This window comes from Streptomyces eurythermus, from assembly GCF_014649115.1.
In the GTDB taxonomy this organism is placed as follows: domain Bacteria; phylum Actinomycetota; class Actinomycetes; order Streptomycetales; family Streptomycetaceae; genus Streptomyces; species Streptomyces eurythermus.
Map to the genome: position 1 here is coordinate 224,096 of NZ_BMSK01000002.1, position 25,313 is coordinate 249,408.

Annotated in this window: 18 protein-coding genes and 2 pseudogenes; 10 read left to right on the top strand and 10 right to left on the bottom strand. The window is 72.6% G+C overall.

From position 1 onward, the window contains the following. Window positions 1-109: 109 nt before the first annotated feature. The 3 genes from IE251_RS03740 to IE251_RS03750 form a co-directional block, all read right to left on the bottom strand. Window positions 110-727 carry a phosphatase PAP2 family protein gene (locus IE251_RS03740; protein ID WP_229896567.1) on the bottom strand — a complete coding sequence of 206 codons (618 nt, stop codon included), beginning with the start codon at window positions 725-727 and terminating at the stop codon, window positions 110-112. A 318-nt stretch (window positions 728-1,045) separates the two neighbouring features. Next, entirely contained in the window at window positions 1,046-1,720 is a 675-nt protein-coding gene (locus tag IE251_RS03745; protein ID WP_491590658.1) for a lytic polysaccharide monooxygenase auxiliary activity family 9 protein, read from the bottom strand. A gap of 92 nt (window positions 1,721-1,812) precedes the next feature. Further along, window positions 1,813-2,352, bottom strand: coding sequence for a putative immunity protein (locus IE251_RS03750; protein WP_189751466.1), 540 nt, complete (start codon window positions 2,350-2,352; stop codon window positions 1,813-1,815). 252 nt (window positions 2,353-2,604) lie between these two features. Between IE251_RS03750 and IE251_RS03755 the strand changes: the two genes are divergently transcribed. Next, window positions 2,605-3,855, top strand: coding sequence for a serine/threonine-protein kinase (locus IE251_RS03755; RefSeq protein ID WP_189751467.1), 1,251 nt, complete (start codon window positions 2,605-2,607; stop codon window positions 3,853-3,855). A gap of 6 nt (window positions 3,856-3,861) precedes the next feature. On the opposite strand, the gene IE251_RS41635 is transcribed toward IE251_RS03755, so the two are convergent. The 3 genes from IE251_RS41635 to IE251_RS03770 all read right to left on the bottom strand — a co-directional run bounded on the left by IE251_RS41635 (window position 3,862) and on the right by IE251_RS03770 (window position 8,923). Next, window positions 3,862-7,182, bottom strand: a complete 3,321-nt coding sequence (locus tag IE251_RS41635; RefSeq protein ID WP_268253307.1) for a CHAT domain-containing tetratricopeptide repeat protein — start codon at window positions 7,180-7,182, stop codon at window positions 3,862-3,864. Window positions 7,183-7,258: 76 nt separating this feature from the next. Beyond that, window positions 7,259-7,723, bottom strand: coding sequence for a hypothetical protein (locus IE251_RS03765; RefSeq protein WP_189751469.1), 465 nt, complete (start codon window positions 7,721-7,723; stop codon window positions 7,259-7,261). Between the two features lie 279 nt (window positions 7,724-8,002). Next, window positions 8,003-8,923: a PhzF family phenazine biosynthesis isomerase gene (locus IE251_RS03770; protein ID WP_229896568.1), complete on the bottom strand. Its 921-nt coding sequence runs from the start codon at window positions 8,921-8,923 to the stop codon at window positions 8,003-8,005. An 84-nt stretch (window positions 8,924-9,007) separates the two neighbouring features. On the opposite strand from IE251_RS03770, the gene IE251_RS03775 reads away from it, so the two are divergent. Continuing rightward, window positions 9,008-9,946, top strand: coding sequence for a LysR family transcriptional regulator (locus IE251_RS03775; RefSeq protein WP_189751470.1), 939 nt, complete (start codon window positions 9,008-9,010; stop codon window positions 9,944-9,946). Window positions 9,947-10,356: 410 nt separating this feature from the next. Here the strand turns inward: IE251_RS03775 and IE251_RS03780 are convergent, their stop codons facing one another. After that, on the bottom strand, window positions 10,357-10,833 hold the full coding sequence (locus IE251_RS03780) for a MarR family winged helix-turn-helix transcriptional regulator (protein ID WP_189751471.1): 477 nt from the start codon (window positions 10,831-10,833) through the stop codon (window positions 10,357-10,359). A gap of 48 nt (window positions 10,834-10,881) precedes the next feature. On the opposite strand from IE251_RS03780, the gene IE251_RS03785 reads away from it, so the two are divergent. Beyond that, window positions 10,882-11,805, top strand: a complete 924-nt coding sequence (locus tag IE251_RS03785; RefSeq protein WP_189751472.1) for an alpha/beta hydrolase — start codon at window positions 10,882-10,884, stop codon at window positions 11,803-11,805. A gap of 278 nt (window positions 11,806-12,083) precedes the next feature. Here the strand turns inward: IE251_RS03785 and IE251_RS03790 are convergent, their stop codons facing one another. Next, complete coding sequence (locus IE251_RS03790) at window positions 12,084-12,869, bottom strand: helix-turn-helix domain-containing protein (RefSeq protein WP_189751473.1); 786 nt, start codon at window positions 12,867-12,869, stop codon at window positions 12,084-12,086. A 63-nt stretch (window positions 12,870-12,932) separates the two neighbouring features. Here IE251_RS03790 and IE251_RS03795 point away from each other — a divergent pair, with 63 nt between their 5' ends. The 6 genes and pseudogenes from IE251_RS03795 to IE251_RS03815 all read left to right on the top strand — a co-directional run bounded on the left by IE251_RS03795 (window position 12,933) and on the right by IE251_RS03815 (window position 20,613). Further along, entirely contained in the window at window positions 12,933-13,739 is an 807-nt protein-coding gene (locus IE251_RS03795; RefSeq protein WP_189751474.1) for an SDR family oxidoreductase, read from the top strand. A gap of 600 nt (window positions 13,740-14,339) precedes the next feature. Continuing rightward, window positions 14,340-14,452: pseudogene (locus IE251_RS42260) on the top strand (IS481 family transposase); the annotation flags it as partial. 313 nt (window positions 14,453-14,765) lie between these two features. Next, entirely contained in the window at window positions 14,766-16,160 is a 1,395-nt protein-coding gene (locus IE251_RS03800) for a PP2C family protein-serine/threonine phosphatase (RefSeq protein ID WP_189751475.1), read from the top strand. A 386-nt stretch (window positions 16,161-16,546) separates the two neighbouring features. Further along, a complete protein-coding gene (locus tag IE251_RS03805; RefSeq protein ID WP_189751476.1) occupies window positions 16,547-17,044 on the top strand; it encodes a GNAT family N-acetyltransferase in 498 nt (165 codons plus the stop codon). 190 nt (window positions 17,045-17,234) lie between these two features. Further along, window positions 17,235-18,062, top strand: a complete 828-nt coding sequence (locus IE251_RS03810; protein ID WP_189751477.1) for a class I SAM-dependent methyltransferase — start codon at window positions 17,235-17,237, stop codon at window positions 18,060-18,062. A 1,348-nt stretch (window positions 18,063-19,410) separates the two neighbouring features. Beyond that, window positions 19,411-20,613, top strand: a complete 1,203-nt coding sequence (locus IE251_RS03815; RefSeq protein ID WP_189751478.1) for a PP2C family protein-serine/threonine phosphatase — start codon at window positions 19,411-19,413, stop codon at window positions 20,611-20,613. Window positions 20,614-21,194: 581 nt separating this feature from the next. Here IE251_RS03815 and IE251_RS42265 read toward each other — a convergent pair. After that, window positions 21,195-21,525, bottom strand: a pseudogene (locus IE251_RS42265) (winged helix-turn-helix domain-containing protein); the annotation flags it as partial. A gap of 292 nt (window positions 21,526-21,817) precedes the next feature. On the opposite strand from IE251_RS42265, the gene IE251_RS03825 reads away from it, so the two are divergent. Then, entirely contained in the window at window positions 21,818-22,297 is a 480-nt protein-coding gene (locus tag IE251_RS03825; RefSeq protein WP_189751479.1) for an ATP-binding protein, read from the top strand. Window positions 22,298-24,150: 1,853 nt separating this feature from the next. Here the strand turns inward: IE251_RS03825 and IE251_RS03830 are convergent. Further along, window positions 24,151-25,269, bottom strand: coding sequence for a terpene synthase family protein (locus IE251_RS03830; RefSeq protein WP_189751480.1), 1,119 nt, complete (start codon window positions 25,267-25,269; stop codon window positions 24,151-24,153). Between the last annotated feature and the right edge of the window lie 44 nt (window positions 25,270-25,313).

Genomic DNA, 25,313 nt, shown 5'->3' on the forward strand with positions numbered 1-25,313 from the left:
TCGGGGGTTTCGGAGTTCTGGACGAGCCGTTCACGGTCCTGTCCGTCACGGCGCGGCCCGGCGGCCGCCGACCGGCCGACAACGGCCCGGGGGAGCGCGAGCAGGCCGCTCAGCGGCGAGCACGGGTGCCGCCCCGGCCGCGCAGGATGACACCCGGCATCGTGAGCACGTGGTGCGCCCACCCGTACGAGCACGCGGGGACCGACCGGGATCGACATCGGCGCAGCAGGCGCGGAGACCACCGGGTGAACCAGGCCGCGCCCAGACCGATGACCGCCCCGGCAGCGACATCGCTGGGGTAGTGGGCGCCGCTCTGCACCCGCTCCACGGCGACCACCGCGGCAGGGACCGCGCACAGGGCGCCGACCAGGGGCCACGCCGGCGCGGCGGCCGCCGCGAACGCCACGGCGGCAGCCGTGTGGCCGGAGGGGAACGACGACGAGTCGGGCCGGTCCTCGACCTCGTCGTGGGGAATCCAGCCCTTGGGCGGCCGGGGGCGGTCGGCCAAGGGCTTGCACATGCCGTTGGACACCAGCTGTGCCACCGCGACGGCTACCAGGCCAGCGGTCCCCGCCCTGCGGCCGCGTCGGCCGCCCAGCCAGGCCAGCACCGCGGTGACACCGCACCACAGCTTCGTGCCTTGCGCCGCCTCCTCGACCACCGACAGCGCTTGGGCCAGCGGGCGTGGCACGCGGGAAGCGGCCTGCCTCGTGAGCTTCCGGTCCACGTCACGCACTGTCTCGAGCAACCTCATGCGCTCTCAGTACCCAAGATCGGACTGTACCGTCACCACACGATCAAGAAGGGTGCTCGGATGACGGCGGCTCGAGAGGTCATGCGTAGGCGTGGTCGGCGAGCGTGTGTAGAGTCCGCCGGCCTGGCCGCGGCAGGTCCCCGGCGCGGGCCGGTCCCATCCAGGAGCGCAGGAGCCCCGTCGGGGCAGGGTGACCGAACGGGTTTCCCTGCCCCGACGGAGTCCGGTCGGCCGGGCGGCGGGTCACCGGCCACCCGGCCGAGGTCGGTGCCGTGCGCCGCGCTCCCCGGCTCAGCCGAAGTTGACGTCGCTGCACCACATGTAGGCCTGGTCGAGGTGCGAGGCCTGCCAGATCACGAACAGGATGTGATGTCCGCTGTAGCCGGAGGTCTGGACGGGGAACGTGATGTCCTGCGCCGGGGCGTAGCGGCCGGTCTGCGTGATGAAGTCGAGGTTGCCCCAGCCCAGGGTCTGGGTCTTGGGGTCGAAGCCCTGCTTGCTCACGTAGACCTTGAAGTAGTCGGCGCCGTGGGACGCCTGGTCGTACAGGTGGACCGAGAAGTTGTTGCCGACGGTGGTGGTCTTCCAGGGCCCGGGCTTGTCCAGGCTGGAGTTCCTCGAGAGGTTGTTGCTGCAGAGCGTGCCGTCGGGGGTCCGCGCCTGGAACTGGCCACCGAGGCCGTCGCGCAGCGCGCTCATCCAGTTCCACATGGTGTCGGGGTTGGCCTGGAACGCCTGCCAGCACATGGGGTCCTGGGTCTGCATGGCCGGGTTCGTGTGGTTGCTGCCCCACGTCTTCCAGCACTGGTAGGCGCGGGAGGCGGGGTCGACGATCGTGCCGTGGGCCTGGGCGGGTGCCGACCAGGCCAGCGCGCCGGCAACCACGGCGAACAGCATGGCGAGCGCCTGGAGAGGCCGGCGGAGGGACGACCGCGAACGCCCGGTTAACGGACTCTTTTTGCGCATGTGGGGGGACTCCTTCCAGTTGCAAGCTGTCATGGGAGCGCTCCCAACGGTAGGACGTCTGAGTGAAATGTCAATGAAACGAACGGAGTTGATCACAGGTTCGAGCGAAGGCCGACGTCCAGTACGCGGATCAACTCGCCGACTCTTCCGCCGCCGGCCGGTGCTGCCGGGAAGCGTTCGAGTACGTCGACGACGACCGGCGTCGCGTGATGCCGTACCTGTTCAAGATGTGCGGCACCAACGCTCCGGTCGTCGTCGGCGAGGAGTTCGACCGCTCTGGCCGCATGGGCGCCGGCCCCGAGGATGTGCTTGACCTGGGTGGCCTTGGCCAGCGGGTGCAGGTAGGCGGCGCCTGCCGCGGACATGGCTGCCCGAGCCGCCTCACGCGCGGCCGCGGTGTCCGTGCTCTTGGCTGCCTGGAGTGCCGCCCACGCGCTGTCTCGCAGAGCCTTCCCCCGCCGACCGCCTCGAGCGAACTCCCACGCGGCGCCGATTGCGTCTCGGGGCCGCAAGTCGTCCGGCTGATCGCCCTCGAACACCTGGAGCACCGCTTCCGCGCACGTCGCGGCGAACGCGGTGACCTCACGCAGTTCTCGCATACTCAGAGCGATCTCGCTCGCTTCCCCTGTCATGACTCCATCTTCGACCATCGCGGTGGACGGCCAGGCGGCCGAGGTGGGTCCGGGCCGGCCTGCGGCGGCCGGCCCCCGCGCAGACCAGATCATGGAAGGCCGCCCGGGGCGTTGCCGTCATCTCGCCGACCTTGGTGGCTCGGGGCGTGTCGGTGTGGTGAAGGGCGGCTGCCGTGACATCCAAGTCCTTGTAGCCGGGGTTGGTTTTGGTCAGACTCGTCCTGAAACTTCTTTCTGGTCATGGGGGACGGGATGAGGCGTTCGGCAGGGAGCGACCCGGGAGGCGCCGGGTCGGGGCAGGCGCAGGCGCGGGGCGGCGCGGAGCCGGCGCGGCGGGACGGTGACGGGGCCGCGCCCTCGCTCGCACAGGTCGTCGGCGCCGCGGGCGGCCTGCCGGAGGACGCGGTGCTGTGGATCGCGGCGGGGCTGGCCGGGGCGCTGTCCGTGCTGCACCGGGCCGGGCGGGGGCACGGGAGTGTGCGGGCCGGGAACGTGCTGCTGACGCGGAGCGGGGCCCGCCTGGCGGGGGAGACGCACGGGCACGGCGGGGGGTCGTACACGCCCGCGGCGGACATGATGGCCCTCGGGATGCTGCTGGTCGCGGCGTACACCGGCGTGAGCGGCAGCAGGCGGCCCGATGTCGGCAAGCTGCCGGTGCGGCTGCGCCAGGTGGTCACCGTATGCCTGGCCGAGGACCCGCAGGAGCGGGCCACCCCGGAGCAAGTCCTCGCGCTCATCGGTACGTTGACGCCCGAGCCACCCGTCTGGACGGTCGAGGCGGACGGGCTGACCATGCCGGGAGAGGGCGCCGGCTCGCCCTCGGACGCCCCGACCCGGAACGCACCCCCCTCGGACACCCCGGTCGAGGCGCCCCCGCACCCGAGGCCGCGCGGCCTCTCCGGGGCCCGGCTCGCCCTCGTGGTCGTCGCCGCGGTCCTCGTCGGTGTGGTCGTCACGGCGCTGCTGATCCTGGTACCGGGCCGCGACGGGGGCACCCGTACCGCGGACGCCCCCGCGACCAGCGGACCGACTCGGCTCCAGCCGAGCGTGAGCGAGGCACCGCCGCGACAGTCGACTCCCAGCGAGGGGCCGAGCGACGATCCGGAGCCGTCCACCCAACCGGCCACGCCCACCAGCCAGGCGCCGCCCCCGCCCAGCCCGGAGCAGACCAGGCGGACCGGCACCGTCAACGACTGCGAGGGCAAGCCACTGACCGAACCCGTCTCGCTCCTGCTGTTCTGCGGGGACGGCACGGCCATGCTGCACGACCTGGTGTGGACCGGCTGGGGCGACGCCACGGCCACCGCGCGGGGGATGGTCACGGAGGTGGTCTGCCGGCCCAGTTGCGTCGACGGGCGGGAGGTCGCCTCGGCCGCCACGGTCGTCGTCTCCGGGCTGTCCGGCGGCCGCTACACCCTCATGGAGGTGCGGGCCCCGCGGTCGCCCACGGACCCCGACGCCCACTACACGCTCGACCGGCTCGGCCCGACCTACCGCGGCTGACCCGGCTCACACCCCCCACGCCGAGAACGCGGCCCAGTGGACGGGGGAGGCGAAGGGACACTCGTCCGGGTCGTGCCCCGGCCGGGTGTACTGCCCGGCCAGTGCCGCGAGATGCGGATGCGCCTCGGTGTAGCGGCCGAGGCCGTCCCAGGTCAGCCGCCGCAGCCAGGTCCGCGCCCCGCGCAGCGCGGACACGGGCTCCTCGCCGTCCGCGCCGGGGGCGAGCAACTCGTACAGGCGGGTCATCAAGAGCGCGGTCGCCAGGTCGTTCACCTGCCACAGGCTGGTGATCGCGCACGCGGCCCCGGCCTGGAGGAAGCCGCCCGGCAGCCCGGTGAACTCGTCGGGCGCGTCGATGATCTCGTACCGCCCGGACTGACAGGCGCCCGCCACCACCAGCCGGCAGGAGGGGAGCCGGCGCCTTACGAGCGCCTCCAGGTCCAAGGTGGCGTCCGCGAGCACCAAGGTCCCACCCCGGCCGACGAGTTCCGCGGTTCCATGACAGCTCAGATGGAGGTACGACGCCTCGGTGAGGTGCTCCAGCAGCCACCCGACCGTGGCATCGGCGCCCACGGCGCACACGGTCTCCCCACCCGGCTCGAACAGCGCCCGGATCTCGGCGAGTTCGCTGCGCGCACCGGGCAGCGAGCCGTCGGGATCGGACACGGCGACCAGGCGCGGCACGGACGGTGCCGCCCGCGCGGCGGCGGCCCGCGCGGCGGCGTACACACCGGCCGACGGGACGAGCGTCAACGTACCCATGTCGTCCAGGATTTCATCACCCGGTCCCAGCGGTACGGCCTGCAGCGGCACATGCCCCAGGAGCCCGGTCGGTACGACGACCGCCTCGTGCCCCGGATCCTCGGCGAGCAGCCCGGCGAGGGGCCGCAGCAGCGGGGCGAGCTCACGCAACCGGTCCACGGCCCGGGGAAGTTCACGGCGCCGCTTGAGGGCACCGGCCTGCTGGACCACGAAGAGCCCCACCGCGGGGGCGTCCAGGTCCAGGGTCAGCAGTTTGGCGATCGAGGCACTGGTCACCTCGGGGACGAGTACGGCACGCACGCCTTCCTCGTGGTTTCGCGGGACGAGGAGCACGCAGCTGCCCCAGGGCGAGTTCACCAGGTAGGCGAGCGGCATTCCGCCGGCGGCCCGAACGACGTCCGCCACCTCGGTCGTCCGCAGGAACCCCTCGAACCCGGGGATCGCCCGGATCTCCTCGACCGCCGCCCGCACACCCCGCTCGGCCGCGGCCTGCGCCCCCACCGAGGTGACGAACCCACCATGCGAGCCGTCGCCCGGTCCCGCCGAACCGCCACCGGAGTCGACGCCGGCCCCTGCCACCCCGGCGGCCACCACCCGATAGCGCTCCCGCGCCTCCTCGTACCGGCGGGCCGCCGACGGATCGACGCGTTCCAGCGCCTTCAGATCCACCGTGTCGCGCCCGGCCGCCACCGACAACTCGCGGGCGAGCCCCCGTTCGATCGCCTCGACCGCGTGTTCCGGACGCCCCGCGCGGGCCAGCAGGAAGGCGGCCTGGCGGGCGGTTCCGCTCGTCATCAGCAGCACGCTGCGGCGGGCGGCGGCGGTGACCTGTGCGTCGTAGAGCGCGTGGACGGCGACCAGCATGTCCGCCGCCACGTCGGCCGCGCCGGTCCAGTCCCCGGCGTCGGCGAGCGCGTCGATCGCCTCCCGGGCGATGGACAGATGCAGCGAGGGGAAGACGCGCGGCGGTACGGAGGTCAGCGCGGTGCGCCGCAGCCGGGCGCGCTCGGCGCTGCCCGGATCGTCGAGGAGATCGACGGCGCGGGCCAGGAGCCAGACGGCGCGGCTGGTGTCGAGGAGCCCCGGGTGCGCGGCGGCGAAGGTGATGACGGCGGTGGCGGCGGCACGGGCGCCGCGCGGGTCGGCCGTGCCCCGCTCGGGGGAGAGCAGCAGATCGGCCAGGTTGCACTGGAGCTGCGACCACAGGACGGGGTCGTCGTCGGGGCGCAGCCGGCCGAGGGCGTTCCGGTAGCACCGCTCGGCCTCGCGCAGGTCGCCGGGACCGCCGCGCCGGATGAGGAGCACCCCGAGGTTGATCAGGGAGAAGGACCAGTCGACGCGGTTCCGCCTCGGCGAGCGTGCGTCCAGTGCGGCCCGGAGGTGCTCGATGCCGAGCGTGAGATCGTTCTCCCCGCCGCCCGGGCGGTGCCCGAGCAGCAGCCCGTGGTTGGTCCGCACCCGGGCCCAGAGTTCGCGGTGGGTACGGCGGTCCACCGCGGCTTCGGCGCGGGTGAGCAGCTCGTGGGCGTACTCCCAGCGCTCGACGCGGTCGCCGTCGTCGCGGAAGTGCTGGAGGGACGCGAGGTTCGTGGCGACCTCGGCCCACTGGAGGGAGCCCTCCGGCAGCCGGTGCAGGGCGAGCCGGAGCATCCGCATCGCCTCGGCGGGCTCGGCCGGGTTCGCTGTGTACAGCGTGCCGACGAGCAACACGCCCAGCCGGGCGGCGAGTTCGGTCTCCAGGTCCGTCTCGCCGATCTGCCCGGCGAGTTCGAGCGCCTCCCGCGCGAGCGGAACGGCCTCTGGGCCTTGCGCGCCCCGGACCCGGTCGTACAGGGCGTACAGCCGCTCCCGCAGCCCCTGTCCGAAGGCGGCCAGCGATGCCGCGTACCGCTCGACGGCCCCCTCCACGGGCACACGGCCGCCGCACAGGTCCTCCAGCAATTGCTGCCGCAGCCGCAGCGGAGCCTCCAGCGGGGTGCCGGCGACCCGGCGCAGCTCAGCTGCCCCCGCGTCGCGCACCTGGGTGCCGTCGGTGAGCCGGGGCTGCGCCCGGACGAGCGCGGTGAGCCGGTCCGGCATGGCCACCGTGACGGCGTGCAGCAGCTCCCCGACCCCGGTGTCCGCCAGCTCGTCGGCCACGTTCCGCAGGAAGATCCGATAGTTCTCCACCGTGGGCGGCCCGTACGGCGTCAACTGCGCGCACGCCCCCTCGGGATCCGCCAGGTCACGCTCCACGTCACGGCTCAGCGCGAACGGCAGCAGCCTGCGCGGCAGCACGACCACGTTCCCGCCGAACTTCCCCTGGGCGAAGGCCCCGGCGAGCCGTGCCTCCTCCACCAGGGCGGCCGCGCTCGCCGTGGGATCCCGCTGGAGTTCCGCGACGGAGGTGGCGAACAGCGACGGCACGACCGCTCCGGCGCGCAGCACCAGCACCGGCGCCTCGATGTGCGCCCGGGTGCCGCAGCCGGGACAGTCCACCCAGCACAGCCCGCGCCCGAACCCGTCCGGACCGTCGGGGCTTTCGAGGACGTCGCCCCGCTCCCGGCTGTCCACGACTCGCCACACCGGCTCCTGGCACGGCCGTTCGCACTGCTCGCACCGCCACGCGTACGCCACCCTCGCGGAGACGGCCACCGCCGGCCTACTTGCCGTTGGTGAGATGGGACAGCAACGCCGTCAGCACCCGCGCGAGCGCCGCGTCCTTCAACGCCCGCTTGCGCACGGCCACCTTCCACCGGCCCTGCCGGTCCCGGTCGACCACCACCTCGGTCTGCAACAGCGTGACGACCAGCACCCCCACGGTGACGGTCACGGGGTCGAACCGCTCCATCGGCGACCGCGCGTACTCCACGGCCTCCCCGACGACGTCGTCCCCTTGCAGGGCGGCGTACTCCAACGCCGCCCGCGCGACGTCCCCTTCGCCCCCGCCCTCACCCGGCTCGACCCCCGCCGCCTTCAGCGCCTGCCCCAACTCCCCCTCCGACAGGCCGGTCTCCCGGGCCGACGACAGCAGCCCCCGGTCCTCGACCAGCACCGTCAGCGCCCGGACGGCCTGCGCGTCGGAGAGCGCACGAATCTCCCGTACCAACTCGTCTCGCTGCGACATGAGCCAAGTCTGCCCCGTCGCGGCGCGCGGCGGGCGGTGTACGCACGACTCGTCACCCCAAACGCCAGGACCCGCCGCACCCCGCGCGGCGCGGGCCCGGGCCTCGCCCCTCTCGTCCCTGCCGTACGCGCCGTTTCACCGAACCCCGGCGGCGAGGCGGACCACTGTGCAGGACGACCATGATCGTTCTGGCGGCAACCGCTGTACCGACATTCCTCGAAGCCGGTAGCGGACCCGGACACGTAGGCCGCGATCCGGCATGTCGCGTCGGCGGAGGCGTCAGCGGGGGAGGAGCACGGCTGTGCCGGTGACCCGGACCCGGGCGTCCTCGGGCGTCACACCGATGACGAGCTCGCTCGGGCGGCCCATGTCCTCCCCCTGCCGCACGGTGACGTCCATGGGTTCGGTGACCAGTCCCAGGGCGCGGAGGTAGCCGCCGAACGCGGCCGCCGCGGCGCCCGTCGCGGGGTCCTCCACGACGCCGCCGACGGGGAACGGGTTCCGGGCGTGGAAGCGGCGGGGGGACTCGCGCCACACCAGGTCGACGGTGGTCCAGCCGTACCGGCGCATGACTCCGGCGAGCGCGTCGAAGTCGTAGTCGAGCGCGGCCAGCCGCTCGCGGGAGGCCGCGGCCAGCACCAGGTGGTCATTGCCGCCGAAGGCCACGTGCGGCGGCAGCGCGGGGTCCAGGTCCGACGGGCTCCAGCCGAGGGCCGCGAGGGTGGCCTCCAGCTCGTCGGCGAACGCCTGACGGGACCGGGTCGGCACACTGGTGAGCGTCGCCCGCACCGCCCCCGCGCCGTCGGCGGCGGTGGTCACCGCGATGACGCCCGCCGGGGTGTCCAGAACGAGGTCGCCGGGGCCCAGCCTGCCGGCGAGCGCGACGGCCAGGGCCACCGTCGCGTGCCCGCAGAACGCCACCTCCGCCAGCGGGCTGAAGTAGCGCACCGTGAAGCGCCGGGCGACCGGATCGACGGCGGTGACGAAGGCGGTCTCGGAGTACCCCACCTCGGCGGCGACGGCGAGCATGGCCGCCGCGTCCAGCCCGGAGGCGTCGAGCACGACCCCGGCGGGGTTGCCGCCCTCCGGGGTGCGGGTGAACGCGGAGTAGCGCAGGATCTCGGGGACCGCGCCGGAGCCGCCGTGGGCCGGGGCAGTGGTCGCGGTGCCGGTGAAGGCGGCGGTCTTGTCGTCGGTCATGAGGGAAACCCTGCCACCCTTCCCCAATCGGGTCCAACGATGGATCACGATACACCCCATCGACTTTCCGCATAGGCTGCGCGGGTGGACACACGACTGCTGACGACCTTCACCACGCTCGCCCGCACGGGCAGCTTCACCGCCGCCGCGGCCGAACTCCACCTCGCCCAGTCCACGGTCACCGTGCACATCCGCACCCTCGAACGCGACCTCGGCGTGCCGCTGTTCGACCGGCTGCCCACCGGTGCCTCGCTCACCGACGTCGGCCGGCGGCTCCTCGGAGAGGCCGAGACGGTGCTCGACGCCGTGGCCCGGCTGCGCTCCGCGACCGGCGAGGACGGGCCCGTCGCGGGCCGGGTGGTGGTCGGCACGCCCGAATCGCTGTGCGCCACCCGGTTGCCGACCGTGATCGCGGCCCTGCGCACCCAACACCCCGACGTGGATGTCGACCTGCACGCGGCCGGCACCGAAGAGTGCGTACAGGGACTGCGCTCCGGCCACCTCGACTTGGCGCTGCTGATGGCCGAGGACGCCGAGGCCCCCGACATCGCCACCGAACCGGTCGCCCGCGAGGCCCTCGCCCTCGTCGCCGCCCCCGGCCATGCGCTGGCCGGCCGTGACCGCCCGACGGCCTGGGGCGATCTGGCGGCCGAGCACTTCTTCCTCCTCGAGGAGGGCTGTGCGTACAGCGATGCCTTCGAACGGCGGCTGCGCGCCGCGCCCGGCGCGGGCCCGCGAGTCACCCGGTTCGGCAGCGTGGACGCGGCCCGCTCCTGTGCCGCGGCGGGCCTGGGCCTGACCCTGCTGCCGGCGACGACCGTCGCCGAGCACCTGCGCGACGGACGGCTGCGTCGGATCGCCCTCGCCGGCCCGCCCCTCGCCGACGTATCCGTACGGCTGGCCCGGCACCGCCGGCGCTGGGCGGCGCCCGCTGCGCGCCAGGTCGCCCGCGCCCTCGTCCGGCACCTCGCACAGGCCGGGGACGGGGACGCCGGGCACCCGGCGGCAGCTGGAAAGGCGTGATGTGCCGACCGCGTCGGTGATCCGCCGCTCAGCCGCTGGAGATCGGTGGCTGGGTGTCGCCCGGGGCGGCCGGCCGCCGAGAATCGCTGGCGGCGCTCGTCGTGATCGCCGGCGCGGTGGTCGCCTCCGCCGAGTTCGTGTGGTGGTCCGGGGCCGCACCCCGGCGGATCCCTCGGATCCGGGCCCGGCGTCGGCTCCCGCTTCTGCTGCGCCGGCGACACACCCTTGACGGTCGCCCGGTGGCCGCCGTTTGCCTGCGGGCTTGTGAACCGCAGCTCGACGTCGCCCTGTTGGACACCGCCGCGTCTGCGTCCCCCACCGCGCTCCTGTTGCGCCGACGGGACTTCGGCAAGGTGCTGTACCCGTGCGGGCCGGGTCTCCCCGGCCGCCCGGGGCCGGGGTGATGTCCATCAGCCTGTGGGCATGCCGATCCGGTCGCGTTCGAGTACGGAGCGCAGCTTCGAGATGGCGCGGACGGCGGCCGCGCCGGAGGAGTCGTCGAGCGTGTCCGCGATCAGCGTGGCGAGTTCCTCGGTGAAGGTTCTCTCCGCCGCGTCGACGAGTCGCGAGCCGTCGTCGGTCAGGGCCAGCAGGGAGGACCGGCGATCGGATGGATTCGGCTGCCGGACGATCCAGCCCTGTTTCTCCAGGCGGTCGGCGCTCTTGCTGGTCGCCCCGACGCCGATGGCGAACTCGGCGGCGATGTCCGCCACGCGAGCCCCGGGATGGTCGCGCAGGAAGCGCAGGAACTCGAACTGCGAGGTCACGATCCCGTGCCGCTCACGAAGACGGTCGTTGAGGGCGTTGTACAGACGCGTCTCGCAGCGGACCAGATCGGAGAAGAAGCCCGGGAGGTCGACTTCGTCACCGCTCAATCTATATGCCATGGCATATAGTGTAGTGGAATCTACTTTCGGTGGGGCGGGAGCACACCCATGAGCAAGGAACAACGCGCCCGGATCGACGCGATGATGCGGCAGCCGCGGCCCGAGGGCCCACGGTCGGTCGAGGAACTGCGCGCCGGATTCAAGGCGTTGATGGACCAGATGATGGTGCCCGACGGAATCCGCACCACGCGGACGACACTCGGCGCCCGATCCGCCCTGCATGTCGAGCCGGACAACGGGCCCCGCGCCGGGACGATCCTGTACTTCCACGGCGGCGGCTTCGTGTTCGGCTCTCCCGAGACCGCCCTGCCGCTGACGGGGCACCTCGTGGCCAAGACCGGCTTCAGGGCGTACTCGCCGGACTACCGGCTTGCCCCCGAGCACCCGTTCCCGGCCGCGATCGAAGACACCCTGAGCGCCTACCGCGACCTTCTCGACAGCGGCGCGGACCCCTCGGCCATCGCGTTCGCCGGGGACTCCGCCGGCGGCGGCCTCACCGTCACCACCTGCCTCGCCGCCCGTGAGGCGGGCCTCCCCCTGCCCGCCGCCATCGTGGCGTTCTCCCCTGGCCTCGACGCCACCCGCACGGGCGAGAGCATGGACACCAAGGAGGGCATCGACCCGATCTTCACCCGTGAGGCCGTCGAACACACCGGGGCCATGTACCTGGCCGGAGCCGACCCCCACCAGCCCCTGCTCAGCCCGGCCGTCCTCGCCGACCTGACCGGCTTCCCTCCCCTGCTGATCCAGGTGGGCACGAACGAGATCCTGCTGGACGACTCCACGCGCCTCGCCGCGCGTGCGAGGGCGGCCGGGGTGGACGTCATTCTGGACGTCACCGCCGACGTGCCGCACGTCTTCCAGTCGTTCGCCGGCGTACTGGACGAGGCGGACGAGGCACTGGACCGCGCGGCTCTCTTCCTCGGCCAGCGACTTGGCGCTGGGCGCGCGGCAAAGGCGCCAGAGAAGTAGGTTCGGCCCCAGACCGTACTCGGGCTGGGGTCCGCACGGGCTCGACGACGGCGGTCCCGACGCCGACCCGGCGGTGAGCACCGGCTACGAGGCCACCCGCAACCGGCGCCTGACCCGCGGTCGGAAGCTGTCGGGCACCACACCGGCAGCGACCCCCGGGTGGCGGTGGGGCACGGGTTCGCCCACCTCTGAAACCGACGCGTGCTCGGCGAGGTCCGCACCGGCCCGGCGTGGGCGACCACCCGGGTCGGGTCACCCGGCGGCAGACGTCCGGCGCGTCAGGCAAGAGCCGCCAGGGCCGCTTCGGATGGGCTCCCGGCCGTCGCCTGGTACACGATGATCACCTGGTGCTCGGCGCCGCCCACGGTGAGCGCCTGCCTCCGCAGGGCCAGGCTGCCGACGACCGGGTGCGTGAAGCGCTTGAGCTCGTCCCGGGCGGGCCGCGTCTCGTGCCGCGTCCACAGACGGCGGAACTCCTCGTCCGTCTCCAGCTCGGTGACCAGGTCGACGGTTCTGGGGTCGCGTGGGTCGGCTTCGGCGCGCAGGGCCGCCGTGGTCTGCGCGGCTGTTTCCGCCCAGTCGGGAAAGAGGCGGCGGGACGCGGGGTCGAGGAACACCGCTCGGACCAGGTTGCTTCCGGGCTCGTACATCGGGGCGAGCGCGCGGGCCTTTTTGTTCGCCGCCAGTACGTCGAAACACCGGTCGCGGACGTACGCGGGGCGGTCCGTCCAGGCGTCGAGCAGCCGGTGCACGTCCGCGGAGACCTCGGTCCGTGACGGGGGCACGGGGGCGGGACCGGCGAGGGCGTACAGGTGGGCGCAGGCGTCGGCGTCCAGCTTCAGCGCCCGCGCGAGGGAGCGCAGCACCTGGGGCGAGGGGTGCCGGTCGATGCCCTGCTCGAGCCGGACCAGGTACGGCTCGCTGATTCCGGCGAGGTGGGCCAGTTCCTCCCGGCGCAGTCCTGCCACACGGCGGCGTCCGCCGGCGGGAATCGCCGCGTCAGCCGGTGCGATCCGTCCGCGCCGGGCCTTGAGGAAGTCTCCCAGAAGATTGTCGGCCGCCATCCTGCGAGGGTAACCCTGCGAGGGTGCTGGCCGGCCCGGTGGGAGTGGCGCAGGCTCGATGTCATGAAGACCTGGTTCATCACCGGCGCGTCCCGCGGCTTCGGCCGTATCTGGGCCGAAGCCGCTCTCGAGCGCGGCGATCGCGTCGCCGCCACCGCACGTGACCCCGAGACCCTGCGACCCCTCATGGACGCCCACGGGGACGACGTCCTCCCGCTCCGCCTCGACGTGACCGACCGCTCGGCCGTGACCGCCGCGGTGCGGCGGGCCGCCGAGGTCTTCGGCCGGCTCGACGTGGTCGTCAACAACGCGGGCTACGGCCTGTTCGGCATGGTCGAGGAGAGCACCGAGGAACAGGCCCGCGCGCAGCTCGACACCAACCTGTTCGGCCCGCTGTGGGTGACACAGGCGGCCCTGCCGTACCTGCGGGCCCAGGGCAGCGGCCACATCCTGCAGGTCTCCAGCCTCGGCGGCCTCGCCGCCTTCCCCACACTGGGGCTGTACAACGCCTCCAAGTGGGCCCTGGAGGGGATGAGCGAGGCCCTGGCCCAGGAGGTCGCTCCGTTCGGGATCAATGTCACCCTCGTCGAACCCGGCCCCTACGGCACCGACTGGTCGGGCGCCTCCGCGGTGCACACCGAGCCGCTGCCCGCCTACGAACCCGTCCGCGCCGCGCGCCGGGCCGGCGCGTCCGCCCGCACGCCCCAGGACGCGCGGGGCACCGCCGCCGTCGTCCTCGAACTCGTCGACACCGACGAACCGCCCCTGCGGCTCTTCCTCGGCACCTACCCCTATCCGGTGGTCGAGGCGGCCTACCGGAAGCGGCTCGACACGTGGAACGAGTGGCGGCACCTCGCCTCCCGCGCGTGACCGGTACGGAGCACCCCGCGACGTCCAGGCTCCCCGCGCGTCACCTCGGGGACTCGGCTTTCCTGAGGCGCGTATGCGATGGTCTCAGTGCCCTCTACGACGTGCTGGATCGACGACTCCCGTCACCGTGGGATCTCGATGGACCGTGGGGCCGCCGCGACCGCGGGCGGATCGGCCGCTGCGGTGTCCCAGAGCGCTGCCGACAGAGTGAAGGCCGTCGACTTCGTCGCCGGCCGCGAGACCGCGTCGGTGGAGGTCGGACAGCATCCGCGGCGCGTCCGGCTCGGTCTCGCGGGTGCCGACCGGTCGACACCGGCCGGTGGTTGACGCCCTCCGCGCCGGACCGTGGCCGCCCCGACGGAGTGCCTTCGCCGGTCGTGCGCACGGGTCCGGCCGCGAGGAGGACGCCGGTCACAGCGGGTCCGGCGCACGGCTTCGGGAGATGAGCAGGTCCCCGCCCGGGGACATGCCGTGCGAGCCCCTCGACCGTCGTGCCCTCGGAGAGAGCGGGGCAGACTTCCTCCCCATGGAGGTGTCACCTGCCATTCCCAGAACGGACGGTGATCACCGCTCCGCGCGGCGCCGGCAAGAGGAGCGCCCATGCACGACGGTTCCGGCCGCCCGCACCCCGGCCACGTCAGACGCCTGCCGCGGTCGGGCGGCGGGTCCTGCGCCTGCGGCGTGAACACCGCATCGAACCCGTGCGGTCGGCGGCACCGGGCCGGCCGGTCCGGAAGGTGGGTGAGGGACGAGTGCCGGGACCCGCGTGGAGGCGGCCGGGATCCGGTGTTCGGCCGACGGTCCGCTCGCTCGTGTGCGCCCACCGTGGCCGGGCCCGTGCGGGCGTCCGCGTGGGCACGTGGACGCGGATGGGCCGATGGGGTGGCTGTGGACAGTGCCCGGCCAGTCGCCGGTAAGCGGAGCGGGCGGGCGGTTCAGATGGGCCGAGCGGCCCGTGTGGCGTACTCGCCCGCGCGCGGCGAGAGGGGGCATCCGGAGCGGAGTACGGGAAGCGAGGCAGCGGCGATGGCGGAGTACGGGCAGGAACGACCGGCCGGGAACGAGGTGCCGCCGGAGGGCGGCGCGAGGCCGGACGAGGTGTCCTACACGTCCCTGCTCGATCTGCCGCTCAGCTCCGATCTGGACCGCATCGGCGAGCAACTGCACGCCCTGGCCCGGGCGCAGAGCACGCTCCAGGAACTGCTGCAGGCGGTGGTGAACATCACCAGTGAGCTCGAACTGCCCACCGTACTGCGACGCATCGTACGCACCGCGATGGACCTGGTGGGCGCCCGCTACGGAGCCATGGGCGTACTCGACGCGGAGGGCAGGCTCCTGGACGAGTTCGTCCCGCTGGGACTGAGCGCCAAGGAGCTGGCGGCCCTCCAGGGAGTGGAACTGCCGCGCGGACGGGGACTGCTCGGGCATCTGATCCACCATCCGGAGCCGTTGCGGGTCATGGACATCTCCCGCCACCCGGAGTCGGCGGGTTTCCCGCCCGGGCACCCGCCCATGCGCAGCCTGCTCGGTGTCGCCATCAGCGTGCGCGGACGGATCTACGGCAACCTCTACCTCTCCGAGCGCACGGACGGGCGGCCCTTCGACCGGCACGACGAAGGCGTGATCCGGGCACTGGCCGGCACCGCCGGAGTGGCCATCGAGAACGCCCGCCTCTACCAGCAGGTCCGCAACAGCGCCGTACAGTTCCAGCGGATGCTGCTGCCCCGCCTGCCCGACCTGCGGCCCTTCGCGGCCGGGGCGGCCTATCAGCCGGCCGGCGCCCCGGCCGCCGTGGGCGGCGACTGGTACGACGCCCTGCTGCTGCCCGACGGAGCCTGCGCGGCCGTGATCGGTGACGTCGTGGGGCACGACTTGCGGGCCGCGGCCGACATGTCCCAGCTCCGCAACATGCTGCGGGCCCTGTACTACGACCAGAACCTTTCGCCCAGCACCTGTCTCGCCCGCCTCGACCGCATCATCCACGCCGCCCTGGGCGAGACACCCATCGCCACCGTGCTGCTGGCCCGTCTGGAACCCGCCGACGGCACCTGGCGACTGCGGTGGTCCACCGCCGGGCACCCGCCGCCGCTCCTGCTGCTGCCCGACGGACGGGTCCGCTACCTGTTCGCCGAACCCGGCCTCCCCCTCGGGGTGGCGGCCGACCTGCCCCGCCCCGACCACTGCGAGGCGGTACCGGTGGACAGCACCGTCGTCCTCTACACCGACGGCCTGGTGGAAACCCCCGGCCAGGCGCTGGACCGGGGGCTGGACGCTCTGGCCGCCACCGCTTCCAGGTTCGCCGCGCGTCCACCGGACGAGCTGTGCCTGGCCCTGCTCGACCACCTGCCCGGCAACGGACACGACGACAAGGCCGTCATCGCCCTGCGCACCCCACCCTTGACGGGCTACGCCCGCACCTGAAGCAATACGCGAAGAACCACCGCCCAAGGGGTGCGGTCGCCGCCCGCCGCCCGCCGGCCGGCGAGCAGGTCGAGGGAGTACTCGCGTCCAAGGCGTTGACGCCTTCCCAGGCGCCGACGGCCAACGAGGAGGCGCCGATGCGGTCCTTTGGCGCGGCGTGGGCCATGAAGGCGGCGGCCACGTCGTGGAAGACACCTCACCTCGCGCGGCCGGGAGCGGCATGTCGTCGCTGCCGGCTGTGCGGCGGGCAAGCAGCGAGGTCGAGCACGGAGTGCCGGGCGGGCTTGCCGACCGGATACGGGCACAGGCCACCGGAGCCGGTCCGCCCAGGACCGGGCGGTACCCGGCCGACGGGCCCGGCGGGCACCGTGTGTGAGACTCGGGGCATGATCCGTACCGCGACCCCCGCCGACATTCCCGTCATCCATACGCTGATTCGCGAGCTCGCCGAGTACGAGAAGGCACTCGACGAGGTCAGGGCGACGAAGGAACAGCTCACCGAGGCCCTGTTCGGCGAGCGCCCGGCCGCCTACGCACACGTGGCCGAGGACGCCCACGGCGAGGTCGTGGGCTTCGCGCTGTGGTTCCTCAACTTCTCCACCTGGCGGGGCGTGCACGGCATCTACCTGGAGGACCTGTACGTCCGCCCCGAGGCCCGCGGCGGCGGCCACGGCAAGGCCCTGCTGACGGAGCTCGCCCGCATCTGTGTCGCGCGCGGCTACGAGCGCCTGGAATGGTCGGTCTTGAACTGGAACCGGCCCGCGATCGACTTCTACGAGGCACTGGGCGCCCGCCCCCAGGACGAGTGGGCTGTGTACCGGCTCACGGACGAAGCGCTGAACGCCATGGGAGCCGGGGCGGCCAGCCCTGACCACGACCAGTGATCTCCGGAAGGACTCCGTCGAGCGCTTCGCCCGGGCCGCCGCCCCCGCCGGCCCTGCTCGATGTCCGCCACCGCCCACGCCACCCCGGCCGCTGATATCACCTGGCGCGCCGCGGGCCGGGCCGTCACCCTGACGGTACTTTTCCGGGTTTCCTCCCCCGCGCGCGGCCGGGGCGCGGTTGGATGTCCGCATGACTTCCGCCGAGCACGCGCGGCTGATGCGCGCCAACCAGGCGAACTGGGACGCCCGCACTCCGGTTCACGCCGCCAGCCGGTTCTACGGCCTGGACGAGGACCTGGATCCGGAGCGCTGGTTCGCCGCCTTCGAGTGGGAGGACCTCGGCGAGTTGTCCGGCCGGGACCTGCTGCACCTCCAGTGCCACCTCGGTACGGAGACGCTCGCCCTCGCCCGGCGTGGAGCCCGGGCGGTCGGCCTGGACTTCTCGGCGGCGTCCGTGACGGCCGCGCGGGACCTCGCCGCGAAGTCGGGCCTCGACGTCACCTACGTCCAGGCCAACGTGTACGACGCCGTGGCGGCGCTCGAGGGCCGGCGGTTCGACGTCGTCTACACCGGCAAGGGCGCCCTGTGCTATCTGCCCGACCTCGACCGGTGGGCGGATGTCGTGGCCAGGCTTCTGCGGCCGGGCGGGCGGTTGTACGTCGTGGAGTTCCACCCGCTGCTCAACGCGCTCGGCCCGAAACCGGGTCCCGGTGAGGGACCGGAGCTGCTGCTGCGCCACGACTACCTGGGGGGCTCCGGTCCGGTGCACCGGGATGCCACCCACACCTACACCGACGGCCCGGCCGTCGAGGGCGCCACGGACAGTTACGAGTGGACGCACGGGATAGGAGAGGTCGTGAACGCGTTGACGGATGCGGGATTGGGCGTCCGGCGACTGCGGGAGAGCGACGAGCTTCCCTGGCCGCGCTGGCCGCGGATGGTCCGTACGGACTCTGGCTGGTGGCGGCTGCCCGAGCCGCGGATCCCCCTCTTGTACGGCCTGCTGGCCGTTCGTTGAGCCTCCTCCCCCCGGCGGCGGTACGGTGCGAGCGCCACGCACCACCTTGTGAGCAGGGTTTCCCAGGGAGCGGTCGCGTGAGGGGCCCGCGGGCCGGGCACGGGCGCGGGCCCCTCGTCTGCGTACGCGTCCACGGGGAGGATGACGTCCAGTACGCGTGCCCTGCTCAACGCCCGCTGGCGAAGAAAGGTCACGCCAGCCCCCCGGGCGCCCCCGGCGGAGGCCGTTCGGGTGGCTGGCGTCGGTCTGGGCGCGCGTGGGCCCGGCGGCGGTGCGAGCGTGGAAGCAGCACGCCACACGAAGGCGCGGGATGACACGGGACGGAGCATGGTGATGGCTCGGCCGATCTGGACAGGCGTGATCACCTCCGGACTCGTCACCTTCCCCGTCGGTCTCTACACCGCGACCGCGGACCACACCGTCCACTTCCACCAGCTCCAGCGCGGCACCTCGGACCGGATCCGCAACAGGTACGGTCGAAGTGGACCGGCTCGATCCGGTCCAGGTCGGCGAAGTCGGAGATGTCGATGGTCTGCGAACGGTCCGGCGCGATCTCGTCCAGCTCATGTCGAGCTGCTTGCCGCGTCCCGCCCGGGCCGAGGGCAGCTCGGGCAGGATGGCGCGGCAGCCTGTCGACGCGCTCGGCTCCGACTGGGAACCGTCCCGCTGCCACGACACCTACCAGGAGAAGTTTCGCGGGCGGGTCAGGGCCAAGGCAGAGGGCCAGGAGATCGCGGCGGCCGAGGAGCCGCCGGCGGCGACCAACGTGATCGACCTGATGAAGGTCCTCGAGGGCAGCCTTGAGGCCGATCGCTCCGGCCGCGTCGGCAAGGAGCCCGCCGCGGAGCGGAGGGGGAAGGCCGCGCCGCGCAGGGTGGCTGCCCGGTTGTCGGGGGTCGGCGCGTCGGGGAAGGCGCCACCGAGGAAGGCCGGGGCGGTCCGGTCCCGCGCCCGCGGCACGGGTGGCAAGCGGGAGCTGGAGGAGTTGAGCAAGGCGGAGCCGCCCTCGCCCGCAGCGGACGGCACCGCAAGAAGACCGTCGCGTGACGGCTGGGGCCGGCACGGTCGTGGGGCGGCCGCCCCGCAGGAGGAATCTGCCGGGCCCGGCTGGTGCCGTCGGCCGGCGGACTACGGGCCTCGTCCCGTCCGACGGACCGGCGTCGTGCGCCTGCCACGGACCAGGTGCCTCGGTGGACCTGCACTGGTGGTCGGCCCACACCGATGCCGAGTTCGACGAGCCGTGGCCGGTGAGAGCACCGGTGCGTGGGGCGGGATGCTGTGCGTGGACCGACGGCATCCAGGACGGTCATGCCGGGAATGCGGGGTGGGGGACTGGGAGGTGCCTGTGGTGGGTGGTGAGGGCTTGGGCCTGGACGAGGTGCTGCGGGCGGCGGAGGATGCCGCGCCGGTGGAGTCGGTCGACGTGGTGGCCCGGAACCTGGAGAAGCGGTTCTCGGCGAGCGAGGTGTCGTTCTGGCTCGTGGACGTGGTCGGGCAGGAAGCCGTCCGGCTGCCGAGAGCCGGCACGGCCGCGCAGACGCGCGGTGAGACGGAGCGGGTCCGGCTGGCGGGCAGTGTGTACGACCGGGTGCTGCGTTCCCAGCGTCTGCACCAGGAGGCGGACGAGGAGGGCGGCTGTCGGCTGGTGGCACCGGTGACGAATCGCGGCGACTGCGTCGGCGTCCTGGACCTGGCCGTACCCGAAGCGGACGATACGGTGCGGGACGCGGTCGCGCAGGCCGCGCACGCGCTGGCGTACATCGTGGTGACCGACCGCCGCTTCACCGACCTCTACCACTGGGGACGGCGCACGACCACGATGTCCCTGGCCGCGGAGATCCAGCACCAGCTGCTGCCCACGGCGTCCTGCTGCGAGGCCGCGCAGTTCACCCTCGTCGGCGGCCTGGTCCCGGCTGACGAGATCGGCGGCGACACCTACGACTACGCCCTCGACCAGGACGCCCTCTACCTGTCGATCACCGACGCGATGGGCCACGACACGGCCTCCGCGCTGCTGGCCACGCTGACCGTGAACGCCCTGCGGGGAGCCCGGCGTGCCGGACTGAGCCTTGTCGAACAGGCCCGTTCCGCCCATGAGGCGATCATCCGTCACGGCCGCGGCATGACCACCGGCCAGCTGCTGCGCGTTCAGCTGGAGACCGGCATCTGCGAGCTGGTCAACGCCGGTCACCCCTGGCCACTGCGACTGCGCGGCGACAGTGTGGAGGAGCTGACCCTCAGGGTCGACATGCCGTTCGGTGTGCCCGTCCCGGTCGCCTACCAGGTGCAGCGGCTGCACCTGGAGTCCGGCGACCGACTGGTCCTGATCACCGACGGGATGCGGGAACGCGCCGCCGCCACGGTCGACGTCCCCGCTCTCATCCACGCCACCCGCGACGAACACCCCCGCGAGGTGGTCCGGGCCCTTACGTCGGCGGTTCACGAGGCCAGCGGAGGATCTCTGCCCGACGATGCCACCACGATGGTCCTCGACTGGCACGGCCGCCGCACAGGCCAGCGCCAGACCAGCGGCGGTTCGAACAACACGTGAAAGGGCTGGACCCGGCCCTTTGACGTGGTCACGCGGCCGAAGATCGGTATGTCCCCGCCGCCTCAGGTTTCCACCCAGCAGCCATGGGATCTTCGAGTTCACCGGTGCTGCTGGTGCCGTTCCCGGCAAGCACGGCCGTCATCCGGTACGCCGGGATCAAGCTGTCCGACACCACGGCCGTGCTCTCCGAACGTCTCCAACCTCGGCAGCGTACTGGCCGACCTGATCCCTCTGACGATCGCCAGCTCCGCCGAGCGCCGGCCATGATCTCCGCCGTTCGATCAGCAGGTAGGGGGCGAGCAGCTCCATCGCCCCGGCCGGGACGCAGACGGAGCACGGACGCCGGCCCTTCGCGCACCGGGCCAGGTCGACATCACAGGTCACCGGACGGCTGCCCGCTCCCAGGCCGGCACGTTCAAACACCACTGCCTCCTCGCCGAAGCCCGCCGCCACTGCCCAGTCGACGAGGCCGCAACCCACTGAAGCCGACACAGCCGCCCTCGGAGGAGGACCACGGCCGGGAGCCAGGCAGGCCCCGCCGTGGCCTGTTCCGCCGCCGGCGGCTGACCGCCCACGGCGACTCCGCGGCCCCGCACGCGGATCACCGGGGTGTGGCCGCGGCGGGACCAGGTACGGGTGGCCGGCAGCGCCATCGAGAATCCGGCCTCGTCCTCGAAGCCGAGTCAGGCGTCGAGCGCCGCCACCGTCCTTCCACGCTTGACCAGGTCTCCTTCACGCAGCCGGCCACCGGGTTCTCGTCCCGCTCGATCGCCGCCGGGCGGGGACCTGGCAGCTCCAGCCGTGCCGCTTGAGCGGGACGGTCACCCCTTGCGCGGTGCAGCCCTTGTGGAAGCGGCGCCCGATCAGTGTCTTGATCCGCGCCAGGGGCCAGGTCTGGTCCGGCCTGCCGTGTGCGCGATGCCGGACGGCACCCGCGCCTACGTCCTGCTCGACGGCGTCGGTGACACCCCGGCCGTCCGCTCCTGGACCCGTGCCGCAGTACTCTGCCGTGTTGGGTGCGGGTCGTCTATGCCTCGGACATGCCGGTGGTCCTGGCACACCCAGCTCTTCACGCGTGGTGCCGTCCGGCATGGTACGAACGGTGCCGATTGCGGCTGAACCGACAAGAAGGCATAGGCGTGGTCCGTACCTGCGTGGGTAATAGCGGTGCGATCGTGTGAACGGGGAGCGAATGGTGGTCGTGATGGAAGCAGACCCGGCGTCGGCGGGCGGCACGGCGCCGGACAGGGCGGCTATACAGATCAGTGTGGCCTTGGCCGGTGACGGCGAGGACATCGCCCAGGCACGCCACCTGGCCGTCGGCTTCCTCACCCGGGTCCAGGCCGAGCACGGCCTGCCCGTCTCGCAGCGTGCCATGGACGTCACCCAGCTGGTGGTCAGCGAACTGGTCACCAACGCCCGCAAGTACGCCCCCGGACCAGTGCTGCTGGACCTGAAGATCACCGGTGACACGGTCGAGGTCGTCGTGTGGGACTCCGACCCGGTCCTTCCGGTCGCCCGGGCGGCGGACGCCGGCCGGGTCGGCCAGCACGGGCTGGAGATCGTCATGGCCGTCGCCCAGGGCTTCGAAGCGCAGCGCGAGCCGGTCGGCAAACGCATCACCGCCCGCATCGCCCTGGCCGACGACCCGGGCGGCGCCGTCTCCGGGCGCCGGCCCCTGTAGATCACCCGCAAACGGCCCAGCCCGTGCGGACGCCGCAGTGGGGCGCTCACCAGTCTCTTGGCGTCATCATCGCCCGCCTGACCTGTGACGTGTGGTGGCGAGCGCGCCCTGCCCCATGACCACCACCGACACGATCGCGGCCCCGCCTCTGGCGGTCGCGGTCATCACTGCCGTTGCCGCCATCGGCTTCTGGAGGACCGCGCACGACGCCAAGGGAGCCGCGCTGACCCTGTCCCGGATCGGATCGAGCGGTAGCTCCTGCACGCCGCTCCCACCCCGCACTTCTGCCGCACGACCGTGGCCAAGGAGGCCCGCTCCACCGCCATGCTGCGGGTCCAGCTCGAAGGGCCGCCCGGCCTGCTGTCCCACGACGCCATCGAGATCACCGCGTGCCTGCGCAATGACAGACCCGCACCGGGAAGACAGGTCTCAACTCGGGCCGCGAGCGCGGCGGCCGCGGTGATGACCACACGCATCACCGCCTCCGTGCCCCGACTCCTGCTCCGCCCACTCCGGCCCGAGACCGGCCAACCGCTCCAAGGGCCGCAGGTCCGCCGCCCAACTCGCGGCGTCGACACGTCGGTGAGGCGCACTGGGGGCGTACCGGTCGGGCGGCCGGTACGGTGTCGACCGGCGCAAGGACGAACGGTTCGCATAACGGCCAACCGCCGGTGCCCCTCCCGGTGGAGGGGCTCCAACGCGTTCATCCGGCGCCTGCGGCCCCCGGTTCCGCCGCCACGTCCGGCCCGCCGCGCGGGCCACCGCCGAGGGCCAGGACCACGATGCCGCCCCCGACCCGCCGGCCATTCCGTCCAGAGGCCGGCCGTTTGGGATGCCTGTCTGGTAGTAGCCGGTGATCCGGCATCGGCCCGCCGTCGCGGTGTTCATGGCGTGGAGGTAGGACGCGGGGATGCTGAAGACGCGCACGACTACGGTCGCGGGGGAGTGGGAGGTTGCCCCGCCCCGGCACGTCGAGTGGGTCTGTCGGACGACTGGTCTGCCGCGAGCAGCGCCTCCGGCTTGCGCTCGGTCGGTCGGTGGTGATGGCCGGCACCGCCCGTGCCCGCCGCACCGCGACGGCGTCTCCTGCCCGCCGAGCGGACACCGTCGAGGACCAGGGCCCTGCGCGCGAGCCGTCCTGCGGTCAGGAGCCCGGCGCCGTCCGCTGGGCGGCCAAGGCAATAACCCTTCACCGACCCCTGAATCCTCGGTTGCCGTCCCTGGATCGGGTGCCGCGCCGAGCAGGCCGGCGAGCCGGGCCCGTTACAGCACGGCGATGGCGAATCCGAAGGGACTGCCCTGCGGCGTGGGTGGACACCGATACCACTGCGGAACCGGACTGCTTCCCGCGCTCGGCGATCACAATGGTCGCAGCTCCCTGAGAGCCATCCCCCAAGAGCCCGCCGTCATGCCGACCAGCCGACCGGGGCAGGCGGCCCCGTAGCCGGGTCCAACGCCTGTGCCACCGTCAGTTCGCCGGCGACCAGCGGGGGTGTCCGGGCGGGAGGGGCAGGGCCGCGCCCGGTGCCAGAGGGCGGCGTGCTGCCGACGGCCGGAGGCATCGCGAGCGGCGTCGACGCCGACTTCAACCACCGGCTCGGGGTCCACCAGCGTGACGTCCAGCGTCTCCCGGTTGCTCCGGCCGAGAACGACCAGCCCGTGAGCGCCCGCCGCCGCCCGCTGCCCAGGCACGGTGACCTACGCACCGCTGCCGTGGCCCACACCGTCGAGACGCGCAACGTCACCCCGCTATCGCGCCGACCGCGACAGCGTCCTCGCGCAACGCCGCGCGGGGACGGGGAGAGCCGACCACGCCGGCGGACCAGGGCACCAAGCAACTGCTGCGAACGGGCCTACCGTGCGATGCCCTGCTCAACCGTTGGGCCGCGGTTCACCCCTCGATACGGAGAAGGGATGGTCCACCACCAGGAGATGGCGGGGATGGGAAGAGGAACGGAAGTCTCGGCTGTGGTGGAGGTGTCGAGGACACAGGTGGGGAGGTCGGCAGGATCCTCGGGAGGGTTGTAGCGGGCGCTTGCGAGCTGCCATTCCACGGAACCTCGCAGACAACTGTCGACGCAGGTCAGATACTGGCGGAGTTGAGGGCTCCCCCAACTGCGCAGGTCCCGCGTCAGGCGGTTGTAGAGCATGAGTACCCGGTCACGCTGGCGGATGACTTCCGCAACGGCTTCCTCGGCGGTGAGGGCGCGTTCCTGCTGGACAACGCGTACGGCATTGACGTAGTAGCCGCCGCTCCTGCTCTCTTTGTGGTGGGAGATCAGGTCGTTGTCCCAGGATGCGACGAAAGCAGCCATCTCGTTGGCCGCCCGGACAGCGACGTTATCCGCTTCCAGTGGATGGAGCTCGATTCCCAGTCCCATTTCCACCCAGACAGGGAGCATCAAGCCGCCACTGGTATGCAGCCTCAAGATGGTGTAATCGTCCACGGTGGGAAGGGAACCATTCTCGCGATAATGGGCTTCCCAGACAGCAGCCATGAAGTACTCGCGCAGATTGTTCACCCAGCGAGCAGACTGGCCGGGTGTGGCGTACTGGGCGATCCTGCCGCCCAAGTCACGCAGCGCCGTTGCCAGAGGGTCACCGGCAAGGGCGGCAACATCGTGAGTCTGCGCCGCGCGGAGCATCCGGGACATCACCGCGGCAAGCTCACCGGGGTGTTTTCCGGTCTTGCCCTCTTCGCAGCAGCCGTCATCGAAGGCGAACAGCCAGAAATTACAGTCCGCCAGAAGCCGGACAACCTCTCGCTTCCCGTGCGGCAGCAGACGTGCGGCGAACTTCCCTGACGGAGCTCGCGTGGTGATGCGTTTACGCAGGTCCTCGGACCCGAGGCCATGCTGCTCCGCCCATGAGGCTGTTTCGTGATCGATGGTTTCATGCTCAGAGTGAAGAGAGCTGGAGAAGGGCAGGTAGAGCGGGGGGATGCGCACAGGCGTGCTCAAAGAAGAAGTCATGGCGGCCTCCATTGTGTTTTGTTTCGGCTGGTCTGTTGGGGCAG